We start from the raw sequence: 19,292 nt of genomic DNA, 5'->3' as shown, positions 1-19,292 counted from the left end.
AACTACAGTGAATACTCGTTGCCAAGGACGGTGACGTTTAAAAACAACAAGGAGGTGTGCAATGGCTTTCATTCGTGTTCTTTTCTGTAGTGGTGTCCTCAGCGTAGGGCTGCCATTTTCCACGCAAGCGACAGAATGCGCTGATTTTGATATCAGCGCTGACCCTCACTTGATGCCAGTGACTGAGCAAACACTGACACCCCCATCGGCAGCAGACACCGACGTCTCATTGCAGCTTCACGATGGCCTGTTAAAACCGCAACTGGATTTACTCTTGCGCGAGCAATTTGGCGTGCAAGCGATCGAGTGGCGGGCGTCTACGCAACACTTGTGGCCAACCGTTTATCTGCTGCGTGGAGCCTCCTGGCGACAATTATTGCAGCAAATGCTTGAGCCCTATCAATTACGAGTTACCCTGCACGCAAACCATACCGCTGTTGTTGATTATCAGCAGTCACAGCGTGCCTCGCTATGAGATACATCCTCGCTTTGTTCAGCGGTCTTTTAGTGGGGTGCGCGGTCCCGCAACTCGCAGACAGCAGTGACCTCACCAATGAGCGTCGTCATCAGGTCATGCTCGCACAATTGGAACATTTGCAACAGAGTGGGGACTCTACGCTAACTACGAGTCGCATCACCGAGTCCGAGCAGTTCTATGTACCGCCCTTAGCGCCGCTTCGTCATGACCAACCGAGTTGGTTTAGCCAGCCGCAGTCCAGCAGTTTTAGTGATGTACCAGCACACATTGCGCTAGCAGAAGTCCTCACGCCTGTTGCTCTGTCCTATCAATTTCTTACCCCACGCCTGGCCGATGCCTTAGTGTCGACTCCAACGACTCGGACTGTTGGTGAATTTATTCAAGCGCTCGAACGTTCGACCGGGTGGCATATTGAGACGGATGACGATGGTATCGCAGTCAGTGAATTTCGGGTTGCTGAATTTGATGTAGCCTTTCTCACCGGCGATACCAATTTCTTTCTCGGTAATAAGGGACAGCAGAGCGGCACATCGCAACGTAACGCCAACTTACCCGTGCAATCGCTAAACTCGACCAATGAGCAATTTCTCAATTTCAGTAGCTCCGCATTGTCGGTATGGACTGACTTAGATCGCGCATTGCGCTTGTTACTATCAGAAGCTGGGCAGCTCTCTATTAATCAAAGCTCGACGTCGGTATTGGTTCGCGACTACCCCCACCATGTCGCGTCGATTGAACGCTATTTAGATCAGCAAAATGAACGGCTCACTCGACAAGTGGCCATTGAGGTTCAAATTTTGGATGTGACCTTTACTGATGAAGAGCAGTTCTCGGTAGACTGGCAGGCGCTGCTGAAGACCGCCGGTGGCGAGGGTGTTTTGGGGCTCACTTCGGCGGCAATATCGGGCATTGGTGGTGCGGACGGTGCGCAACTGTCATGGCAGCAACAACAGGGGCGTGCTGCTGGCTCGAAGGTATTTCTGGAGGCCTTGGAACAGCAAGGACTGGTTCGTATGAATAATCATCCGCGGGTGGTGTCATTGAACAATCAGATTGCCAAGATTCTACTTGAAGACAATGCCACCTACTTAGCCGCAGCAGGCTCCACCGCAACCGCAAATGTGGGGACAACCGAGTTATTGGAACCTGGTGTAGTCACCACTGGTTTCGAGCTTTATGTATTGCCGAGTATCGGTGACGATGAAGTGATTCTACAACTGTCGACGGAATTGTCGGATTTGGAACGCATCGATGAGGTTCGATCGGGCCAACAGTTAATTCAAACACCGCACACCAAACGCAAAAAATTCTTTATGAAAGCACTGATTCAAAATGGTCAGACGCTGTTGCTGAGTGGACTGCGGAATGAACGTGAGCAGTGGCTTGAACAAAAGAGTTGGCTGAGTACATTGCTCGGTGGCGGACACGCTCAGCAGCAACGGCACTCGGAAACTTTGGTGCTGTTGACACCGCGAATTGTTAAGCGAGCGAACCTATGACTCCAGCAGTGAAAGAGTCCAGAGCCCATTGTTGGCGTCAATGTTGCACTTCGAAAGGTCGGGTCGTAGCCCTGTTACGAAGCGCTCAACAATGGCAATTCACACACTATTCAGTGGTTCCCAGTGGCTCTTACTATTGGCTCAGTTGTGCTCAGGTAGGCGCACACCAACGCGTTTATGATTACGCCCATGAATTGCGCTTGCAGTATCCCCAACTACCTCATGTGATCGCCGTTACGGAGTATTCCCAACAGATTCATGTCGTTATTTGGTATCAGCATAAACTCGTGGTGAGTCTGTCTGTCAAGCAACAGCAAACGGACGTTGCTTGGATGAAGGAGCGCTTGCGTGAATGGACCGAGTCCTGGGAATTAAGTGACGCGCATGTGTTATTGGATGTGCCCTCGGATCCGTCGCTCAATGATTTTGTCAGAGACTATGCGTGCTCCTCCCAGTGGTTGAATAAACCCGCAGGGAAACAAACAGCAACGAACGCGTTACTACGTCCTTTCAGTGAACCATTGCCTTGGCAACGACGCAGACGACTCTGGTTCAGTTTTGCGGTTGTTGTCAGTATTGCCGCTGGGACGTCGTGGTGGTTCTGGCCGGAACGGCAAGTCAGTGCACCGCGTATCCAGTCCTATTTGTACGAGATTGAGGGAGTACCGCTATCTCACCTTGAGCAACTGCTGACTTATCAAGATCAAGCGAATTTGATTGCAGGTTGGCAATTTCAGGAGGCGACCCTAGCCGCTGGGACTTGGACGATAGTGATGCGATCAACTTATGGTTCGGTGTCTGAGTTACGTCAGCAAACACCACTCGTGGTGAGTGGCGATGCCACAAGTGCGCGCTTGGGAACACGGTTTGAGCATAAGGTGACGATGACGCCGCAACAACTCGTTAGTGATCAGCAGCACGCCAATGATGCACTTGAAGCCCTGCTGAATGACTGGGCTGAACACATTCAATGGCAGCGGGTCGGTGCTCCAGCAGTCGACAAACTCCAATGGCAAGAATATCAATTGGAATGGTTACCCGATGCGGCAGGTTTAGATCGGAAGTTTGCACAGGCATTGCAAGCATTGCCAGGCCGATTACTCGAGTATCGTTGGTTCGAAGCGCGACAGGAACTAACGATGAGATTGCGTTTTTATTGGCTACCGAGACATCTGCAGGAGGCAGACCTATGATCATCACTGGGCGTATCAACGCATACATACTCCTCGTTGGCATTGCATGTTTGTGGCAGCCAACGGCGCAAGCACAGCAGATTGAAACCGGAACCGAGATCCTCAAGCAACTGCGTTTGCAGGAACTACAAGAGCGTTCTGCCGCTTCTCGCGCGAAACAACTGCACTACGAATTACAAGTCGCAGAGGCAGAGTCTGCGATACGTCAGTTACAACAACCTTCCACAGCAGCGAAACAATCCGCTGCTACCGAATCGGAAACCACTCAGGTCGCATTGATCGGCTGGACTGAACGACAGGGGCAGTTGCGCTACCTCTTACGTGTCGATGAGCGGATTGTCCGTGTTTGGGATGGTATCGCCAACAGTGCTGGTTTGCTGGTTAAACGCGACGATGATCGTTTGAGCGTCTCTATAGGCAAAGCCACCTATCAGTTGGAGTTACTACATGAACACTACTGACCACGTTGGCTTTGCCGCTCATCAAGTGAATCTGCAACTGCTCGATTACTGCTTAGCGTTGGCAGAGCAAGAACAGCCGGTCTTTGCACTGTGTAGTCAGGATGGCTGGCTAGTTAGCACAGTCGTTGCCTGGGGCAGTCAGCCACAAACCTTAGTCAATTTAATGTGCTTGATGGAGCTTCAAACATCAGGATTTCGATATCGCTCGGTGGAACCTGAGCATGTGATTCGAAACTTGTTGCATGATGCTGATGATCTCAGAAAGGTGAAGCGGCAAACCGAGTCTGCGGTCGTTTTAGACCAGACGCGAGCGCAGCAAGCACTTGAAGACCTAGTTGTTCAAGCTATCCAACTGCAGGCTTCTGATATCCATTTAGTGTTTCAGCCGAGCGTGGCAACTTTGGCCTTTCGTGTGCACGGTCGATTGGTCAGCCGAGTGGAACGCGGTCGAGAAGTGCTAGCGGCTGCAATTGCGGCGGCGTTGAACACACGCTCTGATGATTTTCATGAACTTTTTGACGAACAGCGTCTGTCGAGTGCCAGTATTAGTTTGACGGTGGTACATGATGAACAACCTAAGTCGTTGCGATTGCGAGTACAGAAGTCACCGACACGATCTGGGTTTGCGGTGACGATGCGATTGCAGTATGAGCAACAAACGATAAAGAGTTTGGCTGAACTCGGGATGCCCATAGATATGGTCGAGAGCCTGTCCACGATGATCCGCACTGGGCATGGTTTGATATTAGTTGCTGGACCCACTGGGCAGGGGAAGTCAACGACCTTGGCGGCAATGAACTTGGTGATTCCTGCTGCGCATAAAGTCATCTCATTAGAGGATCCGATTGAGATTATTCAACCGCAGATCGAACAAAAGCCGGTGCTCGCTGATCATCCAGAATTAAATTTCGCCAACATGGTTAAGGTGGCGTTACGAGAGGATCCTGATGTTATTTCGATTAGCGAAATTCGCGATAGCGCAACAGCAAAAGCTGCTTATACCGCGGCTTTGACCGGTCACTTAGTTTCAGCAACGGTGCATGCACACGATTGTCTTGGGGTCATTCAGCGACTTCTGGATTTGGGGGTGTCAGGTTCGATGCTGGCGCAACCGGGCGTTTTGCAGGGGATTTTGGCCCAGCGTCTCGAGCCTATTCTGTGCCATGCTTGCCAGGGTATTGAAGAGGGTATTGAAGCCGCAGGGAAAATGGACACAACCTGCACACGTTGCTTAGGTTCAGGGGTAACGGGTCGGCGTTGGCGGGGCGAGTTGCTGTGTCTGGATGATTTTCTTCGTGCCGCTATTCGGCATGAAAATTTAGCGGAGTGTCAGCGGATCTTGGTGACGCGAGGGTGGCCGTCACTCGCCTCAACTCAACCCATTTTAGTATCTCATCAGCGCTCAGTTGAGGAGACGTCATGCGTTTAGCTCGCGATCGGCAATTAGCTTTTCTGGAAGACTTTGCGGTTGGGCTAGGTGATGGTTTGAGTCCCATTCAAATTGTTCGGGAAATCTCTGAAAATGCGGCTCAGCAGCGTCTGCGACAAGAACGACAAGTTGCCAGCGAATTTCTCGCTGCATTGAATCAGGGACAGCCCTTGGTCTTTGCTATGCAGGCTCATTTTGATTCCGATTTATGTATGTTGGTTGCGGTCGGTGAGCGAAGTGGTGTTCTTGAAAATTTGATTACGCAGTTAAAAGGATTTGAGCAACAACGACGAACAGCCCAACAAGCCTTTTGGAAGCCGCTGGCTTATCCGGCCGTTATGGTCGTGGTTGCGATGATAGCAGTAAAGTTCATCGGTCAGAATGTAGTCATGAAATTGGCAAATTCGGTGCCGGAATTGCAATGGCCATTGTTCAGTGTGTGGTTGGTTGAATTGAGCGAGGGTAGCTGGCTGGTGTTGTTGATGGTGATACTGAGTGGATTGATCGTATTTGCTTGGGGGCTACCGCCTGGGATTTCACTTCGAGGCAAGGTTGCTCAGCCACTTGTGAGTGTCGGTGCGTTTGTTATTCAGCGCTATTTTCGTGCGGTGTTGCTGCTGCAAACAGTGAGTGTGTTAATGCGTGGTGGGGGTAATTTGGACCGAGCTTTGCGGGCTATGCAGTCGGTACCGAAGCATCCACTGTGCGAGGTAGTGACATTGATGCGGCAACGGCTTGCAGCTGGAGAGCGACGATTAGGAATCCTATTCGATGTGCAGTTGCTGTCTCCGCGGATGTTATTTCGACTCAGTAATGGGGGGCGTCAGGATGAACTGTCTACATTACAGCGGGTGGCGGATTATGCGAGCCATGATGCAATACAGGCGTTGTCGCGACTACGGGTGTTAATGCTGAGTTGCTGTTACGGATTAATTTTTGTGCTGTTGGTTCTCGTGGTGGGTGGCATGGGAGCCATGTTAATGGTCACTACCCAACAATCGCTGTCATGAAAGCAGGGAAAAATTAGATAGATTAACAACAAGGAGTGTTCGATGAACAAGCAACAGGGATTTACATTTATAGAAGTATTAACGGTGTTATCCATTATTGCGCTAGCAACCATTGGCTCATTGGTTGCGCGGGATTGGGCCGTAGGTAACTCGCGAATTAATGAGGCAAAAAGTCAGATTGTGACCATTCAGCTGGGCACCCAGATTTGGCGACCTAGCAGCGGTTTGTATACGGGGATTACTCTGGAATCTATGTCAGGTATTGCCGCCGTCCCGGAGAATTGGCTCGATGGAGTCGGACTCAATCCGTGGGGTGGAAATATTACGGTGACGGCTGATAGTTCCGATCCATCCCGTTATGTGATTGCAATGACTGGCATTGGGCAAGAAGCCGAGGGAGCCCGCGTCGCCAGAGATTTTGGTGAACATGCACTGAGTGCGGTGTATGACTCAGGCACGCTCACATTACGCTTCCAAGGTTAAGTCATGAAAAGCTCAGCTCAGCTATCTGGCTTTGTTATTGCAGAGCTTCTGATTGCAGTAGCGGTGCTGAGCTTGTTTGCAACGACGATGTTACTGGCATTGCAGTGGCACTATCACTTTGTCGTACAGCGGCCAATGACCCACGTGAACGACAGTCCAGTGCTCATTGCTTGGCAACTACGCTTGTTGAGGCAAAGTCGGGCGGTAGCAATTTTGCAGGGTAGCAATGATGAAAATTAGAGGTGGTTATATTCTATTTGAATTGATTATCGCGTTGGCGTTGATTGGCTCAGCATTGCTGTTATTTGGACAATGGCTTTCGCGATCTCCGACCAATCTGGGTGGACAAGCCAAATGGCTAGCGGATACAGAAGTATTGATGGAAGCGACTCGCCAATATTGGTTTCAAACAGGCGTAGCGCCTGAATCAGTCGAACAGTTGCAGGCTACTGGTTACCTCCCAACGATTCAATCGCCCTGGGGACGTCCGTGGTCGTTCAATGCAACTAATAACGTCAATAGTCGCTTGCTAGCTCTGCAAATTCAGGCGCCTTCAGTCGGTGAGGCGCAATGGTTAAAGACGCAACTATCGTCGGTCGTCGTGCAGCATCATACGGTTAGTCTAATGATTTGGCAGCCAATCTCAGATATTCACGCCGCACGATATGTACATCGCGTTCCACGTACGGACATTCCAGAGCTCAATCAGCTCGCTACTCACCTTGACTTTTCAGCACACGATATCCGTCAAGTCGGCACTGTCGAGGCGACTGATATTACTGTCGATCAGGTACAAGCCGACAGAATGTTAGTGCGCAATCTTACCGGCACGTGGCTCACTGCCGAACACATTGAGACACAGACGTTCAATACCCTCGATGGCAGCTATTACACCCTTCGAAATCAACTACAGCAATTACAGCAACTGTGGGATCAGTGTGTGGCCAACGGTGGTTGTCGCTGATGCCCCAAAGCTCTGTGCAACGAGGCCGACAAACTGGCATGGTGATGGTGGAGAGTTTGTTAGCGCTGCCCGTCATAGTCTTATTTGCCTGTTTATGGGTGCAAATCGTATGGTTGTTCTGGGCGGGACAAACATTGGCAGTCGGTTCGAGCTACGCGTTACGAGCGGGTGTTCTCCATCAGGGCGAACGCCAAGCGATCGAGCGAACTTTGGCGGCAGCGATGGCGACAATCGATCCAACCACATTGGCGAATTTGGATTTCGATTTCAGCAAGGCACCGAAGCCAGCGGATTTTCAAAAGACTCATGTAATTGCCGCGGCTCGACAACAGTTGCATGTGAAAGTGGCTGGACGAATTGCGATCCGTCACGCAACACCTGCACAGTTCAAGAAGTTTGGCGAGCAACGTCGCATTCATGGCGAATGGCGCTGGGTTATACCGAATGATCATTTAGACGCTCGCGCCCAAACTATCGAACGGTCGGAACAGCAAGACTGGCTTGCAGCTCAACAACTTGAAATTGAAGTGTGGTGGTGCTTTCCGTTGCAAGTTCCGCTGGCGGCACAAGTTTTAGCCGCATGGTCAGAATGGCAGTTGAGTGCAGCTCAACAATTTTGTCGTACGCGAACTGCGATGACGGATACGCCCTATTGGGTACTGACCCACCATATTCGAGGACCGATGCTAAGCGATCTCGTTGGACCGCCTGTGACCGATTTATTCTGAGGTCGGTGCAGGTGCATGCCAAGTCTCGCAGGCCTGCAAGGTGTTCTGTAGTAACGTTGCCACTGTCATCGGGCCAACACCGCCTGGAACAGGAGTTATGTAGGAAGCACGACTGGCTGCGGGTTCAAATTCGATGTCACCGACGAGTGTTCCATTAGTAAGCCGATTAATACCTACATCAATAACGACCGCACCGGGCTTGACCCAAGAACCGGGGATAAAGTTTGGCTTGCCGACGGCTACTACGAGTACATCAGCTCGCTCGATGTGTGCTTGCAAGTCTGTTGTGAAACGATGACAGATGGTCGTCGTTGCACCAGCCAGCAACAACTCTAATGCCATTGGCCGACCGACAATGTTGGAAGCGCCCACAACGACCGCGTTTTTACCGTGTAAATCCAGCTTAATAGAGTCCAATAGCGTAATGACGCCGCGTGGTGTGCATGGACGTAAGGCCGGATTGCGTTGGGCGAGACGGCCCATATTGAACGGATGAAAGCCATCGACATCTTTGAACGGATGAATGCGTTCGAGAAGCGCCTGTGCATCCAATCCTTGTGGTAGCGGTAATTGCACCAAGATACCATCGACTTCAGGATCGGCATTGAGCTGGTCAATCAGCTGTTCAAGCTCAACTTGCGTACTCGTCGCAGGTAAATCAAACGCTTTGGAAACAAAACCAACTTCGTCACAAGCTCGACGTTTACTACCAACGTAAACTTGGGAAGCAGGATCTGCTCCTACCAGAACTACCGCCAGTCCGGGCGCTCGCAGCCCGGCTTGTTGACGCGCTGCAACACGTTCCTTTACCTCATTACGAACTTGTGCGGCTACAGCTTTGCCATCGATGCGTTGAGCGGTCATAGACGAACTTTCCTTTTAAGGTGTAAATAAACAGGCTAACGGGCTAGTGAACCGTTCTCGATGGCTGCATATTTTCGCACGTTTTTGCGAGTTGGTGTAGTCGTAATCCATGCAACCCTCGTGCTGTAGTTTTTGACGAGTCTTTGTGATTGATTTAAAAAGCAGCAGTTGGCAGCTATCGACAAAAAAATGTTTGACGCTGTGGGGCGAGACAGGTAATATTCGCCCCCGTTGTCAGGCCGCGTCCTGCACGGGTTTATCGGAATTGTCGGCGAGTAGCGCAGCTTGGTAGCGCACTTGTTTTGGGTACAAGGGGTCGCTGGTTCGAATCCAGTCTCGCCGACCATTTTCGAGCGTAGCTATGCGCCCGTAGCTCAGTTGGATAGAGCAACGGCCTTCTAAGCCGTGGGTCGCAGGTTCGAATCCTGCCGGGTGCGCCATGTTTGCCCTGGCATTTCTAGGTGCTGATTGTCAGCGTCTGATAGCAATAACTTCACCACGAAGTTGTGGTGGCTGTAGCTCAGTTGGTAGAGCCCCGGATTGTGATTCCGGTGGTCGTGGGTTCGAGCCCCATCAGCCACCCCATTTTTCTCGAGTAATTTCCCACATATTGATTGTCGGCGAGTAGCGCAGCTTGGTAGCGCACTTGTTTTGGGTACAAGGGGTCGCTGGTTCGAATCCAGTCTCGCCGACCATTTCTTCAGCACTTGTTGATCTTTTTAACAAACTAACCGATAGTTATTTACACAACCGTAAATTGCTGGAGTTTGTTATGCGTACGTTTACCCTGAAACCCTTATTGCTTGCTAGTTTCTTTAGTCTGGCTGCGAGTCCTTTGGCGTTGGCTCAAGAAACTGTGAATCCAGGTCAAGTAACCGCACCAACGGGACAGTTCCAGCCAAGCAATTGGGGCGCTCAATATTTAAAAATCAAAACTTCACCTGAACTCCTTGAAGAGGATGAGATCCCAACCTTTGAAGTGGTCGAGTCCGACTGCACGTCAGCAACCTGTAGTAAAGATATGCAAGAACTGGTGGAGTTTGCCCTGAACGGCAGTAGCGACGCACAGGTTATTGCTGCCGTTGCATACGCGACCGGTGATGGTCTGCCAGCGAATCCTGACCGTGCTCGGCAATTTTTGAAGCGCGCTTTACAACAGAAAGACTCGCGCGCTTGGTACATCTACTCGCAGTGGTTGCGTCAGGGCGCAGGCGGGTTTGAAGAGGACCGTGTAGAGGCCGAATACGCATTGCAGCGCGCTGCACGCAGAGGCTCACCGCAAGCGCTTTATGAACTTGCGGTGCGCGAATTGAATTTTGATGGTGGTGACAACAGTAAAGCGGTCGAGATGCTGGAGCGCGCAGCACAGCGGCATGACTTACCCGCGAAATACTTGCTGGCTCAATTAAAAGCTGGTGGCGTAGGTACCCCAGAAGATTTGGTTGGTGCCGCGAAGTTGTTTTCTGAACTGAAACGTTGGAACTATCGCGAGAGTGGAGTTCGCTATGACGCAGTCATGGCTGATCTTGAGACTAGTCAAAATACTGAAGCTATGATCGAGGTCGATCTTTATGCGAAATCAGGTTACGAAAATGGCGTCGAAGTTATTGAAGTGTCAGGAGCGCGAATTACCACCGAAGAATATGTGAGTGAGTTGGTTGATGTGCTCAGTGGTGTGAATCTCTATGACGGGAGTTCGACAGGCACGAATATTCGTGGTCAAGTTTGTGGCCAAGGTGTCTCTAAATGTAATGTAATCTACACCGCTGGTGACCGCGGTAATGCAGGTACGACAGCGCTAGGAGCCCTGTTAGGAAGAGCCTATCCTTCGCTGTAATATTTCGTGTTAAACAAGTGCTATTGAAAAAGTCGGCTGAAAAGTCGACTTTTTTGTTATAAAAGCATTTAAAACTTGATTTTTATTAAAAAATTGTCAATATTTTTTGTGAATTCAACAAAAAGAGCGATTGACGATGAAAACTCAGACCTATCTAACTTGCGGTACCTTTCTACTATTAGCACTCGTTGTTAGCTTTAGTACCTCCGTATTTGCTCAAGAAATACTGAATACCAATGACTGGGCAGAGACTGAATGTCGTTCGGCACAATGCAGCGAAGATATGAAACGTCTCGTTAAGTTTTCTCTCAATGGCAGCCCGGATGCGCAAGTGATTGTTGCGTTGGCATATGCCAATGGTGAAGGCCTTGAGCAAAACCTCGATCTTGCGCGGCAACATTTGAAACGAGCACTGCGCAATAATGATCCACGTGCTTGGTATATCTATTCGAACTGGTTAAAGAAGGGGATCAGTGTCGATGCCGATTTAGTTGAAGCTGAGTACGCCTTTCAACGAGCATTGCGTCAAGACCATCCGTCTGCGTTGTTTGAGCAAGCAGTACGAAACCTCAACCTTGAGGGCGGCACAAACCAAAAGGTTGTTCAATGGTTAGAGCGAGCAGCAAAACAAAATCATCAGCCTTCACAATATCTGTTGGCCCAGTTGCTCGCTGCGGGAGTTGGAGTTCCTGCTGATGCGGACCGCGCAGCTATCTTATTTGGCAAATTAAGTCGCTTCAACTACAAAGAGAGCCGCGAACGCTTGGCTTCGTTAGTTGAATCGGAAGCAATTCAAGAACAGACAGTCACTGCGCTGCAATCTGAATCCAGCCCATACCAAAACGTGGAGCGTATTAGCGTGTCCGGTACTCGTATCACGATGGAGAGTTATATCGGTGAATTAGCTTCTACTCTAGACAATATGAATATTTATACTGGCCGGTCGACAGGCACAAATATTCGAGGTCAAGTGTGTGGACAAGGCTTTGCTATGTGCGGTGCGATGTATCCCGCCTACGGAAGCCCTGCAGCAACTGCGTTAGGTGTTATATTGCGCAAAGCGCATTTCTAAAACAAAATATCGACAAGCAATAAAATATTTACAATGTAATTCATGGCTCGGTATACTTCGGTTAATTAATGAGCGCATGTCTGTAACTGTATGCCGATAACAATAAGTGTGTAAATATCAGTGTCGATGCCGTGTAAACAGGACTCCGTGGACTTAAAGTCCATCACTAAAACGCAACTAAGACCGAGCGATTCAGCAGAATCGTTCGGTCTTTTGATTTCTGAAATCAGTGCCCAATTGATCAACTGTCCGTTTGAGAAAACCGAACAACATATTTCGCAAGCACTTGCAGCTTTAGGTCATGGTGATCGTAAAGATCGGTGTTATGTATTCCTGTTCAATGACGATTACAGCACCATGTCGAATACGCATGAATGGGTGAATACTGAGATCAGTGCACACATTGACGAGTTACAGGATGTTCCGCGCGATGCCATGCCGTGGTTTTTTGATCAGATGCTACAGCAGGGACAAGTGGTGGTCAGTTCGCTATCGGAGCTGCCGCCCGCCGCAGTTGGCTTTCAGGAAGAGTTAGCGCGTGAGCACATTCGTTCCATGATGGCTGTTGGTATGTTTCTAGAAGGCCAATTGCTTGGTTTTGTCGGCTGTGATTTGGTGAATCGACAAGTGCACTGGAGTGATATTGATGTACGGCAAATGCGATTGGTGGCGGACTTAATTGCCAATACGATTGCTCGCCAACGCTCCGAGGCTAAACTACGCAAAACCGAAGCTGAGTTGCGGTTGGCAAATCAACGTTTGGCGCAGCTGGCACGAGAGGATGGCTTGACCGGGTTAGTGAATCGGCGCGGGTTGGACGAAGCACTCCGGCAGGAATTGCAGCGAGCGCGACGCAATGCCCAGCGTTTGACTGTTTTTATGATCGATGTCGACCATTTTAAGTCGTTTAACGATGTCAGTGGCCATGTTGCTGGTGATCAAGCGTTGAAGGCTGTCGCGAGAGTGTTTCGACAAGTGTTTAAGCGCAGTGGCGAGGTGGTTGCGCGTTACGGTGGCGATGAGTTCTTTGTGGTGTCGCCGCAATGTGTTCCGAGTGAAGCTCAGGAGCGCGCAAAGAAAATCCTTGAATGCGTCCGTACCCTCAAAGATACCGGCGAAATTGAGCGGCCGGTGACGGTAAGTATCGGTATTGCCAGTTTAATTCCCAGCACGGAAGACGATGTTGATAGCTTATTGCGAATTGTTGACCAAGCTGTCTACCAAGCCAAACATCATGGGCGCGATTGTTCCGCGCTCATCACGGTGTAATTTATACTCGACTCCCCCCAGTCGCTTCGTTATAATGCTGCGTCATTTTGAAGGGCCCCCGAATGGTAGTGGGCTCAGGCCACAAGTGAAGCCGAGGTAACAAAGCAATGCAGGTTTCTGTAGAGACAACCCAAGGATTAGAGCGCCGTGCGACTATCGTAGTGCCGGCCGAAGCAATTGAGAAAGAAGTCACGCGTTTGCTCAAAGAAGAGTACCGCAACCGTCGTATCAATGGCTTCCGCAAAGGCAAAGTGCCACCAAACGTGTTACAGAAGCTGTTTGGCAAAGAAGCGCATGCACGTGCCGCATCGAACATGATGTACACCAAGTATTACGAAGCGGTCATGCAAGAAAAATTGAACCCAGTCGGTAACCCTGCGATCGAACCAAAAGTAAATGAAGCAGGTAAAGACCTGGAGTTCGTTGCGACTTTCGAAGTATACCCAGAGGTCAAAGTTGGTGCGTTGGATAAAATCACCATCGAAAAGCCTACTGTTGAAGTGACCGAGAAAGACGTCGATAACATGCTTGAAACTTTGCGTCAGCAACACGCTGGCTGGAAAGAAGTCAAGAAGAAGTCGAAGAAGAAAGATCGTATCACGATTGATTTCGTCGGCTCTATTGACGGTAAAGAATTCGACGGCGGCAAAGCTTCTGATTTCGCGCTAGAACTCGGCGAAAATCGCATGATCCCTGGTTTTGAAGACCAAATTATCGGCATGAAAACCGGTGAAGAGAAAACCATCGAAGTCACGTTCCCTGAAGATTACCACGCGGAAAACCTGAAAGGGAAAGCTGCGTCGTTTGTGATCACAGCGAAGAAAGTTGAAGAGCGTGAGCTGCCAGAAATTAATGACGAATTCGTTGCGCTATTTGGTGTGAAAGAAGGCGGCATTGAGGCTTTGAAAGCTGAAGTTCGCAAAAATATGGAACGTGAGTTGAAAACTACGGTTCGTAGCAAAGTCAAAGAGCAAGTGCTCAAGGGCCTCGTTGAAGCGAATGAAGTAGATACTCCGAAAGCAATGGTTGATCAAGAAATCGACAACTTGCGTCGTCAAGCCATGCAGCGTTTTGGCGGTCAACAAGCGAACTTACCTGAATTGCCTGCAAACTTGTTTGAAGAACAAGCGAAAGAGCGCGTAAAGGTTGGTTTGTTACTCGGCGAAGTGATTCGTAGTAACGAAATGAAAGTTGATTCTGCGAAGGTCGATGAGATTATCGAAACCAACGCTTCTGCCTACGAAGATCCAGCTGAAGTGGTTGCTTACTACAAAGGCAACGAAGAATTGATGCAACAAGTTCGCAATGTTGCCCTGGAAGACCAAGCGATTGAATTTGTTCTGAGCCAAGCGAAAGTGAAGGCAAAGAAAGCAACATTCGACGAATTGATGAATCCGAAGCAAAAGTAAGTTTACGAGAACCGTCGAAGAACATTGACGGGCTCTAGATCAACTTGGTTTAATGGCTCGTATATCTTATACGAGCCATTTTTTATTTCAGGAGTTGTAATTATGTCAGAGTTGACGTCTGCACCAATGGCCGCTTTGGTCCCTATGGTGGTCGAACAAACTTCAAAGGGAGAGCGTTCGTACGACATCTACTCGCGCTTGCTCAAAGAGCGTGTCATTTTTTGTTGTGGCCAAGTGGAAGAACACATGGCCAATTTGATTGTGGCTCAGTTATTGTTCCTTGAGTCTGATAATCCAGATAAAGATATCTACTTGTACATCAACTCGCCCGGTGGCGTGGTCACCGCAGGCATGGCTATTTATGATACGATGAAATTCATTAAGCCAGATGTCAGTACGGTATGTATGGGGCAAGCGGCAAGTATGGGCGCGTTCTTATTGGCGGGTGGCCAAAAAGGTAAGCGCTATTGTCTGCCTAACTCTCGAGTGATGATTCATCAACCACTTGGCGGATTCCAAGGGCAAGCGTCTGACTTTGAAATTCATGCGCGGCAAATTTTGGATATCAAAGAGAAGCTGAACCGCATGTTGGCCGAGAATACCGGCAAAGATTATGAGCAAGTAGCGAAAGATACTGACCGTGACTATTTCATGGGTGCTCAAGAGGCTGTCGATTACGGCGTAGTTGATGGCATTCTGACCAAGCGAGAAGGAAACTAAATCGAATGACGGACACAACCAAAGGCGATGGCGATAAGCCATTATTCTGTACCTTTTGTGGCAAGAGTCAGCATGAAGTTCGTAAACTGATTGCTGGGCCGTCCGTATTTATTTGTGATGAGTGTGTCGAGCTGTGTAACGATATTTTGCATGAAGAAATTCAGAATATCGCGCCGCAAGCCTCAAGTGACCAATTACCGGTGCCTAAGGAAATTCGGGAACACTTAGATGAATATGTGATCGGTCAAGATTTGGCGAAAAAGGTACTGGCGGTCGCCGTGTACAACCATTACAAGCGGCTCCACAATAATAGTAGTAAAGGTAAAGAGAATGTCGAGTTGGGCAAGAGTAACATCTTGCTGATTGGTCCAACCGGTTCAGGTAAAACTTACCTAGCAGAAACGCTCGCGCGTTTCCTCGATGTTCCGTTCACTATGGCTGATGCGACCACATTGACCGAAGCGGGTTACGTGGGTGAAGACGTTGAAAATATCATCCAGAAACTGCTGCAGAAATGTGATTACGACGTCGAAAAGGCGCAACGTGGCATCGTCTACATTGATGAAATTGACAAGATTTCACGCAAATCAGACAACCCCTCGATAACTCGCGATGTATCGGGTGAAGGGGTGCAACAAGCGCTACTGAAACTGATTGAAGGTACGGTAGCAGCAGTGCCACCCCAAGGTGGTCGGAAGCACCCGCAGCAAGAGTTCGTGCAGGTCGATACCTCGAAAATCTTGTTTATCTGCGGCGGCGCATTTGCTGGTCTAGATAAAGTTATCGAACAGCGGATCAGCGTTGGCACTGGCATTGGCTTTGGTGCGCAAGTGAAGAGTAAGAAGTCTGACGGCGAGGGTGCAACCTTAGCCAAAGTCGAACCTGAAGATTTGGTGAAGTACGGTCTGATTCCAGAATTTATCGGGCGCTTGCCAGTATTAGCAACACTGACCGAGTTGGACGAAGACGCTTTAGTACAAATTCTGCGTGAACCCAAAAATGCATTAACCAAACAGTACAATGCCTTGTTTGAAATGGAAGACGTGGAATTGGAGTTCCGAGAAGATGCTTTACGTGCCATAGCTCGCAAAGCCATGCAACGGAAAACGGGTGCGCGTGGTCTCCGCTCTATCGTTGAAGCGGTGTTGTTGGATACCATGTACGAATTACCATCGTTGAAGAATATCAGCAAAGTGGTGATCGATGAATCTGTCATCAAAGGTGAGTCTGATCCGATCCTGATTTATCAAAATCAAGGTAAAGACAAGCAAGCCGCAGGTGAATAGCACCCCCAGTTAGCACAAAAATCATGCAAAAAGGGCCAATAAGGCCCTTTTTTTGTGCAAAACATTGAACTTTAGCTGGAGGACCACATATTAAGGAGTAAGATAAGAAAGCATACACAGAGTTACCACCTGGAGAAGTTTATGAGCGAAGAGCGGGTTGAACGCCTGAGTATTCCCGTATTGCCATTGCGTGACGTCGTTGTCTATCCGCATATGGTGATTCCATTATTTGTTGGTCGTGAGAAGTCGATCCGCTGCTTAGAGGCCGCTATGGATGCGGATAAGCAAATCTTTTTAGCTGCCCAGAAAGACGCCACTGTGGATGAACCAGAAGCGGACGACATCCACACTATAGGCACCATTGCGACTATCCTACAGCTGCTGAAATTGCCTGATGGCACGGTAAAAGTGTTAGTGGAAGGTGTGCAGCGCGCAGCGATTGATAATTTCGAGCCGTCTCCCGATTACTTTCAAGCACTGGTCCATTACCTCGATTCCGAGCGCATGGATGAGAAAGAAGAAGAGGTGATGATTCGCTCGGCAATCAATCAGTTTGAAGGTTATGTCAAACTGAACAAAAAGATTCCACCAGAAGTCCTTACTTCACTCTCTGGAATTGAAGCTGCGGACCGCCTCGCTGATACCATGGCAGCGCACATGCCGCTGAAACTAAATGACAAGCAACGCGTGCTAGAAATCACAGATGTACGCGAACGTCTTGAGTTTTTGATGGCGTTGATGGAAGGCGAGATTGATCTGCTCCAAGTCGAGAAGCGCATTCGTACGCGAGTGAAGAAGCAGATGGAAAAAAGTCAGCGCGAGTACTATTTGAATGAGCAAATGAAAGCCATTCAAAAAGAACTGGGCGAAATGGAAGACGGTCCTGACGAATTTGAAGCGCTACAACAGAAGATTGAAGACGCCAAAATGCCAGAAGAAGCCGAGATGAAGACTCGTGCTGAACTGCAGAAGTTGAAAATGATGTCACCGATGTCAGCAGAGGCAACGGTAGTCCGTGGTTATATCGATTGGATGGTATCGGTACCGTGGAAAAAGCGCTCGCGGATCAAGAAAGATTTGGCGGGGGCTGAAAAAATCCTAGACGCAGACCACTATGGTCTGGAGAAAGTTAAAGAACGCATTCTCGAGTATCTTGCCGTGCAACAACGGACGAGCAAAGTGCGTGGTGCCATCCTCTGTTTAGTAGGACCTCCCGGTGTTGGTAAAACATCATTGGGTCAATCGATTGCGAAGGCTACGGGACGTAAATATATTCGCATGGCACTTGGTGGTGTGCGTGATGAAGCTGAGATTCGTGGTCACCGTCGCACCTACATCGGCTCGATGCCAGGTAAATTGATTCAGAAAATGGCGAAGGTTGGGGTGCGTAATCCGCTCTTCTTACTCGATGAAATCGATAAGATGGCCTCCGATATGCGTGGCGATCCAGCGTCAGCCTTGCTCGAGGTATTAGACCCGGAGCAGAACATCAACTTCAACGACCATTATTTGGAAGTGGACTACGACCTGTCGGATGTCATGTTCGTCGCGACCTCCAACAGTATGAATATTCCAGCACCATTACTGGATCGGATGGAAGTGATTCGCTTGTCAGGTTATACCGAGGACGAGAAATTAAACATCGCGAAGCGCCATTTGCTGCCGAAGCAGATTGAACGTAATGGTTTGAAAGCCAAAGAAATTAATGTGAAGGACGACGCGATTATCGGAATTATTCGGTATTACACCCGCGAAGCTGGGGTGCGGAATCTGGAACGTGAAATTTCTCGTCTCTGCCGTAAAGCAGTGAAGAAAATCGTTCTCGATAAGCGCGTCAAGCATGTGGAAATCAACGGTGAAAACCTGAGTGATTTTCTTGGTGTGCAACGCTTTGATTTCGGTAAGGCCGAGGACAACAACCAAGTTGGACAAGTGACCGGCTTAGCCTGGACTGAGGTGGGGGGTGACTTACTCACCATTGAGGCGACCAACGTTGCAGGTAAAGGCAAAATCACCTCAACCGGCTCGTTGGGTGATGTCATGCAAGAGTCGATTCAAACAGCGTTAACGGTCGTACGTAGTCGCGCAGCTAAGCTCGGCATCCCGGATGATTTCCATGAGAAACGTGATATTCACGTGCATGTTCCTGAGGGCGCAACTCCAAAGGACGGTCCGAGTGCGGGTATTGCTATGGTCACTTCGCTAGTTTCATCATTGACGCAGATCCCGGTTCGGGCTGATGTGGCGATGACCGGTGAAATTACCTTGCGCGGAGAAGTGCTCGCCATCGGCGGTTTGAAAGAAAAGCTACTCGCAGCGCATCGCGGTGGCATCAAGCATGTTTTGATTCCTAAGGAAAACGAGCGCGATCTGGTTGAGATCAGTGATAATGTGAAGGGTGATTTGAAGATTCAGCCGGTGCAATGGATAGACGAAGTGCTGAAAGTTGCACTCGAACGGACCCCTGAGGCGGTCGGAAATGCACCGTAAAACGATAAAATGCGGGCTGCGAGGCCATCATCAGCCTACAGACCGCATTCTTTCGTCAAAAAAATTGTGAAAAAGGGTTCTCAATAGAAATTCTTGTGGT

18 protein-coding genes and 4 tRNA genes are annotated in these 19,292 nt (G+C 49.3%); 21 read left to right on the top strand and 1 reads right to left on the bottom strand.

Translation table 11 applies throughout. The features are described 5' to 3' along the window. The first annotated feature begins 61 nt into the window (after nt 1-61). Genes CWE22_RS04690 through CWE22_RS04645 form a run of 10 tightly spaced genes read left to right on the top strand, consistent with a single transcriptional unit; the run spans nt 62 to nt 8,245 of the window. Nucleotides 62-475, top strand: coding sequence for a hypothetical protein (locus tag CWE22_RS04690; RefSeq protein WP_169930200.1), 414 nt, complete (start codon nt 62-64; stop codon nt 473-475). After that, nucleotides 472-1,977 (top strand): hypothetical protein, encoded by a 1,506-nt coding sequence (locus CWE22_RS04685; RefSeq protein WP_169930199.1) that lies wholly within the window; start codon nt 472-474, stop codon nt 1,975-1,977. The genes CWE22_RS04690 and CWE22_RS04685 overlap by 4 nt, the downstream gene beginning before the upstream one ends. Next, nucleotides 1,974-3,170: a hypothetical protein gene (locus tag CWE22_RS04680; RefSeq protein WP_169930198.1), complete on the top strand. Its 1,197-nt coding sequence runs from the start codon at nt 1,974-1,976 to the stop codon at nt 3,168-3,170. Before CWE22_RS04685 ends, CWE22_RS04680 begins: the two co-directional genes overlap by 4 nt. After that, nucleotides 3,167-3,631: a hypothetical protein gene (locus CWE22_RS04675; RefSeq protein WP_169930197.1), complete on the top strand. Its 465-nt coding sequence runs from the start codon at nt 3,167-3,169 to the stop codon at nt 3,629-3,631. The genes CWE22_RS04680 and CWE22_RS04675 overlap by 4 nt, the downstream gene beginning before the upstream one ends. Further along, complete coding sequence (locus CWE22_RS04670; protein ID WP_169930196.1) at nt 3,618-5,060, top strand: ATPase, T2SS/T4P/T4SS family; 1,443 nt, start codon at nt 3,618-3,620, stop codon at nt 5,058-5,060. The genes CWE22_RS04675 and CWE22_RS04670 overlap by 14 nt, the downstream gene beginning before the upstream one ends. After that, nucleotides 5,051-6,070 carry a type II secretion system F family protein gene (locus CWE22_RS04665; RefSeq protein ID WP_169930195.1) on the top strand — a complete coding sequence of 340 codons (1,020 nt, stop codon included), beginning with the start codon at nt 5,051-5,053 and terminating at the stop codon, nt 6,068-6,070. Before CWE22_RS04670 ends, CWE22_RS04665 begins: the two co-directional genes overlap by 10 nt. Nucleotides 6,071-6,112: 42 nt before the next feature. Further along, nucleotides 6,113-6,553, top strand: coding sequence for a type II secretion system protein (locus tag CWE22_RS04660; RefSeq protein ID WP_169930194.1), 441 nt, complete (start codon nt 6,113-6,115; stop codon nt 6,551-6,553). A 3-nt stretch (nt 6,554-6,556) separates the two neighbouring features. Further along, nucleotides 6,557-6,793, top strand: coding sequence for a hypothetical protein (locus CWE22_RS04655; protein WP_169930193.1), 237 nt, complete (start codon nt 6,557-6,559; stop codon nt 6,791-6,793). Further along, on the top strand, nt 6,780-7,517 hold the full coding sequence (locus CWE22_RS04650; RefSeq protein ID WP_169930192.1) for a type II secretion system protein: 738 nt from the start codon (nt 6,780-6,782) through the stop codon (nt 7,515-7,517). The genes CWE22_RS04655 and CWE22_RS04650 overlap by 14 nt, the downstream gene beginning before the upstream one ends. After that, complete coding sequence (locus CWE22_RS04645) at nt 7,517-8,245, top strand: TadE/TadG family type IV pilus assembly protein (RefSeq protein ID WP_169930191.1); 729 nt, start codon at nt 7,517-7,519, stop codon at nt 8,243-8,245. Before CWE22_RS04650 ends, CWE22_RS04645 begins: the two co-directional genes overlap by 1 nt. Here the strand turns inward: CWE22_RS04645 and folD are convergent. After that, the gene (folD, locus tag CWE22_RS04640; protein WP_169930190.1) at nt 8,237-9,109 is read right to left on the bottom strand and encodes a bifunctional methylenetetrahydrofolate dehydrogenase/methenyltetrahydrofolate cyclohydrolase FolD; all 873 of its coding nucleotides are present in this window, start codon (nt 9,107-9,109) and stop codon (nt 8,237-8,239) included. The two genes, CWE22_RS04645 and folD, sit on opposite strands and share 9 nt — an antisense overlap. Before the next feature lie 269 nt (nt 9,110-9,378). On the opposite strand from folD, the gene CWE22_RS04635 reads away from it, so the two are divergent. The 11 genes from CWE22_RS04635 to lon all read left to right on the top strand — a co-directional run bounded on the left by CWE22_RS04635 (nt 9,379) and on the right by lon (nt 19,192). Next, nucleotides 9,379-9,455 (top strand) — tRNA-Pro (locus CWE22_RS04635). Nucleotides 9,456-9,472: 17 nt separating this feature from the next. Continuing rightward, a tRNA-Arg gene (locus tag CWE22_RS04630) sits at nt 9,473-9,549 on the top strand. Nucleotides 9,550-9,618: 69 nt separating this feature from the next. Then, nucleotides 9,619-9,694 (top strand) — tRNA-His (locus tag CWE22_RS04625). Between the two features lie 33 nt (nt 9,695-9,727). Next, a tRNA-Pro gene (locus tag CWE22_RS04620) sits at nt 9,728-9,804 on the top strand. Nucleotides 9,805-9,881: 77 nt separating this feature from the next. After that, complete coding sequence (locus CWE22_RS04615; protein ID WP_169930189.1) at nt 9,882-10,946, top strand: tetratricopeptide repeat protein; 1,065 nt, start codon at nt 9,882-9,884, stop codon at nt 10,944-10,946. 136 nt (nt 10,947-11,082) lie between these two features. Next, nucleotides 11,083-12,018 carry a tetratricopeptide repeat protein gene (locus tag CWE22_RS04610; RefSeq protein WP_169930188.1) on the top strand — a complete coding sequence of 312 codons (936 nt, stop codon included), beginning with the start codon at nt 11,083-11,085 and terminating at the stop codon, nt 12,016-12,018. A gap of 147 nt (nt 12,019-12,165) precedes the next feature. Then, nucleotides 12,166-13,287 carry a sensor domain-containing diguanylate cyclase gene (locus tag CWE22_RS04605; protein WP_169930187.1) on the top strand — a complete coding sequence of 374 codons (1,122 nt, stop codon included), beginning with the start codon at nt 12,166-12,168 and terminating at the stop codon, nt 13,285-13,287. 107 nt (nt 13,288-13,394) lie between these two features. Continuing rightward, nucleotides 13,395-14,696 carry a trigger factor gene (gene tig, locus CWE22_RS04600; protein WP_169930186.1) on the top strand — a complete coding sequence of 434 codons (1,302 nt, stop codon included), beginning with the start codon at nt 13,395-13,397 and terminating at the stop codon, nt 14,694-14,696. Nucleotides 14,697-14,798: 102 nt separating this feature from the next. After that, on the top strand, nt 14,799-15,416 hold the full coding sequence (clpP, locus tag CWE22_RS04595; protein ID WP_169930185.1) for an ATP-dependent Clp endopeptidase proteolytic subunit ClpP: 618 nt from the start codon (nt 14,799-14,801) through the stop codon (nt 15,414-15,416). A 5-nt stretch (nt 15,417-15,421) separates the two neighbouring features. After that, nucleotides 15,422-16,702, top strand: coding sequence for an ATP-dependent protease ATP-binding subunit ClpX (gene clpX, locus CWE22_RS04590; protein WP_169930184.1), 1,281 nt, complete (start codon nt 15,422-15,424; stop codon nt 16,700-16,702). Between the two features lie 141 nt (nt 16,703-16,843). Then, on the top strand, nt 16,844-19,192 hold the full coding sequence (gene lon / locus CWE22_RS04585) for an endopeptidase La (RefSeq protein ID WP_169930183.1): 2,349 nt from the start codon (nt 16,844-16,846) through the stop codon (nt 19,190-19,192). The last annotated feature ends 100 nt before the right edge of the window (nt 19,193-19,292 follow it).

Source organism: Pseudidiomarina aestuarii (genome assembly GCF_003987355.1).
Lineage (GTDB): Bacteria > Pseudomonadota > Gammaproteobacteria > Enterobacterales > Alteromonadaceae > Pseudidiomarina > Pseudidiomarina aestuarii.
The sequence above is the reverse complement of the archived record's forward strand: the minus strand, read 5'-3'. Positions and strand labels throughout refer to the sequence as shown.

Excerpts from the sequence above, each read along its gene's own strand:
- CWE22_RS04690 (WP_169930200.1), top strand. The coding sequence starts at position 62 with ATGGCTTTCATTCGTGTTCTTTTCTGTAGTGGTGTCCTCAGCGTAGGG.
- CWE22_RS04685 (WP_169930199.1), top strand. The coding sequence starts at position 472 with ATGAGATACATCCTCGCTTTGTTCAGCGGTCTTTTAGTGGGGTGCGCG.
- CWE22_RS04680 (WP_169930198.1), top strand. The coding sequence starts at position 1,974 with ATGACTCCAGCAGTGAAAGAGTCCAGAGCCCATTGTTGGCGTCAATGT.
- CWE22_RS04675 (WP_169930197.1), top strand. The coding sequence starts at position 3,167 with ATGATCATCACTGGGCGTATCAACGCATACATACTCCTCGTTGGCATT.
- CWE22_RS04670 (WP_169930196.1), top strand. The coding sequence starts at position 3,618 with ATGAACACTACTGACCACGTTGGCTTTGCCGCTCATCAAGTGAATCTG.
- CWE22_RS04665 (WP_169930195.1), top strand. The coding sequence starts at position 5,051 with ATGCGTTTAGCTCGCGATCGGCAATTAGCTTTTCTGGAAGACTTTGCG.
- CWE22_RS04660 (WP_169930194.1), top strand. The coding sequence starts at position 6,113 with ATGAACAAGCAACAGGGATTTACATTTATAGAAGTATTAACGGTGTTA.
- CWE22_RS04655 (WP_169930193.1), top strand. The coding sequence starts at position 6,557 with ATGAAAAGCTCAGCTCAGCTATCTGGCTTTGTTATTGCAGAGCTTCTG.
- CWE22_RS04650 (WP_169930192.1), top strand. The coding sequence starts at position 6,780 with ATGATGAAAATTAGAGGTGGTTATATTCTATTTGAATTGATTATCGCG.
- CWE22_RS04645 (WP_169930191.1), top strand. The coding sequence starts at position 7,517 with ATGCCCCAAAGCTCTGTGCAACGAGGCCGACAAACTGGCATGGTGATG.
- folD (WP_169930190.1), bottom strand. The coding sequence starts at position 9,109 with ATGACCGCTCAACGCATCGATGGCAAAGCTGTAGCCGCACAAGTTCGT.
- CWE22_RS04615 (WP_169930189.1), top strand. The coding sequence starts at position 9,882 with ATGCGTACGTTTACCCTGAAACCCTTATTGCTTGCTAGTTTCTTTAGT.
- CWE22_RS04610 (WP_169930188.1), top strand. The coding sequence starts at position 11,083 with ATGAAAACTCAGACCTATCTAACTTGCGGTACCTTTCTACTATTAGCA.
- tig (WP_169930186.1), top strand. The coding sequence starts at position 13,395 with ATGCAGGTTTCTGTAGAGACAACCCAAGGATTAGAGCGCCGTGCGACT.
- clpP (WP_169930185.1), top strand. The coding sequence starts at position 14,799 with ATGTCAGAGTTGACGTCTGCACCAATGGCCGCTTTGGTCCCTATGGTG.
- clpX (WP_169930184.1), top strand. The coding sequence starts at position 15,422 with ATGACGGACACAACCAAAGGCGATGGCGATAAGCCATTATTCTGTACC.
- lon (WP_169930183.1), top strand. The coding sequence starts at position 16,844 with ATGAGCGAAGAGCGGGTTGAACGCCTGAGTATTCCCGTATTGCCATTG.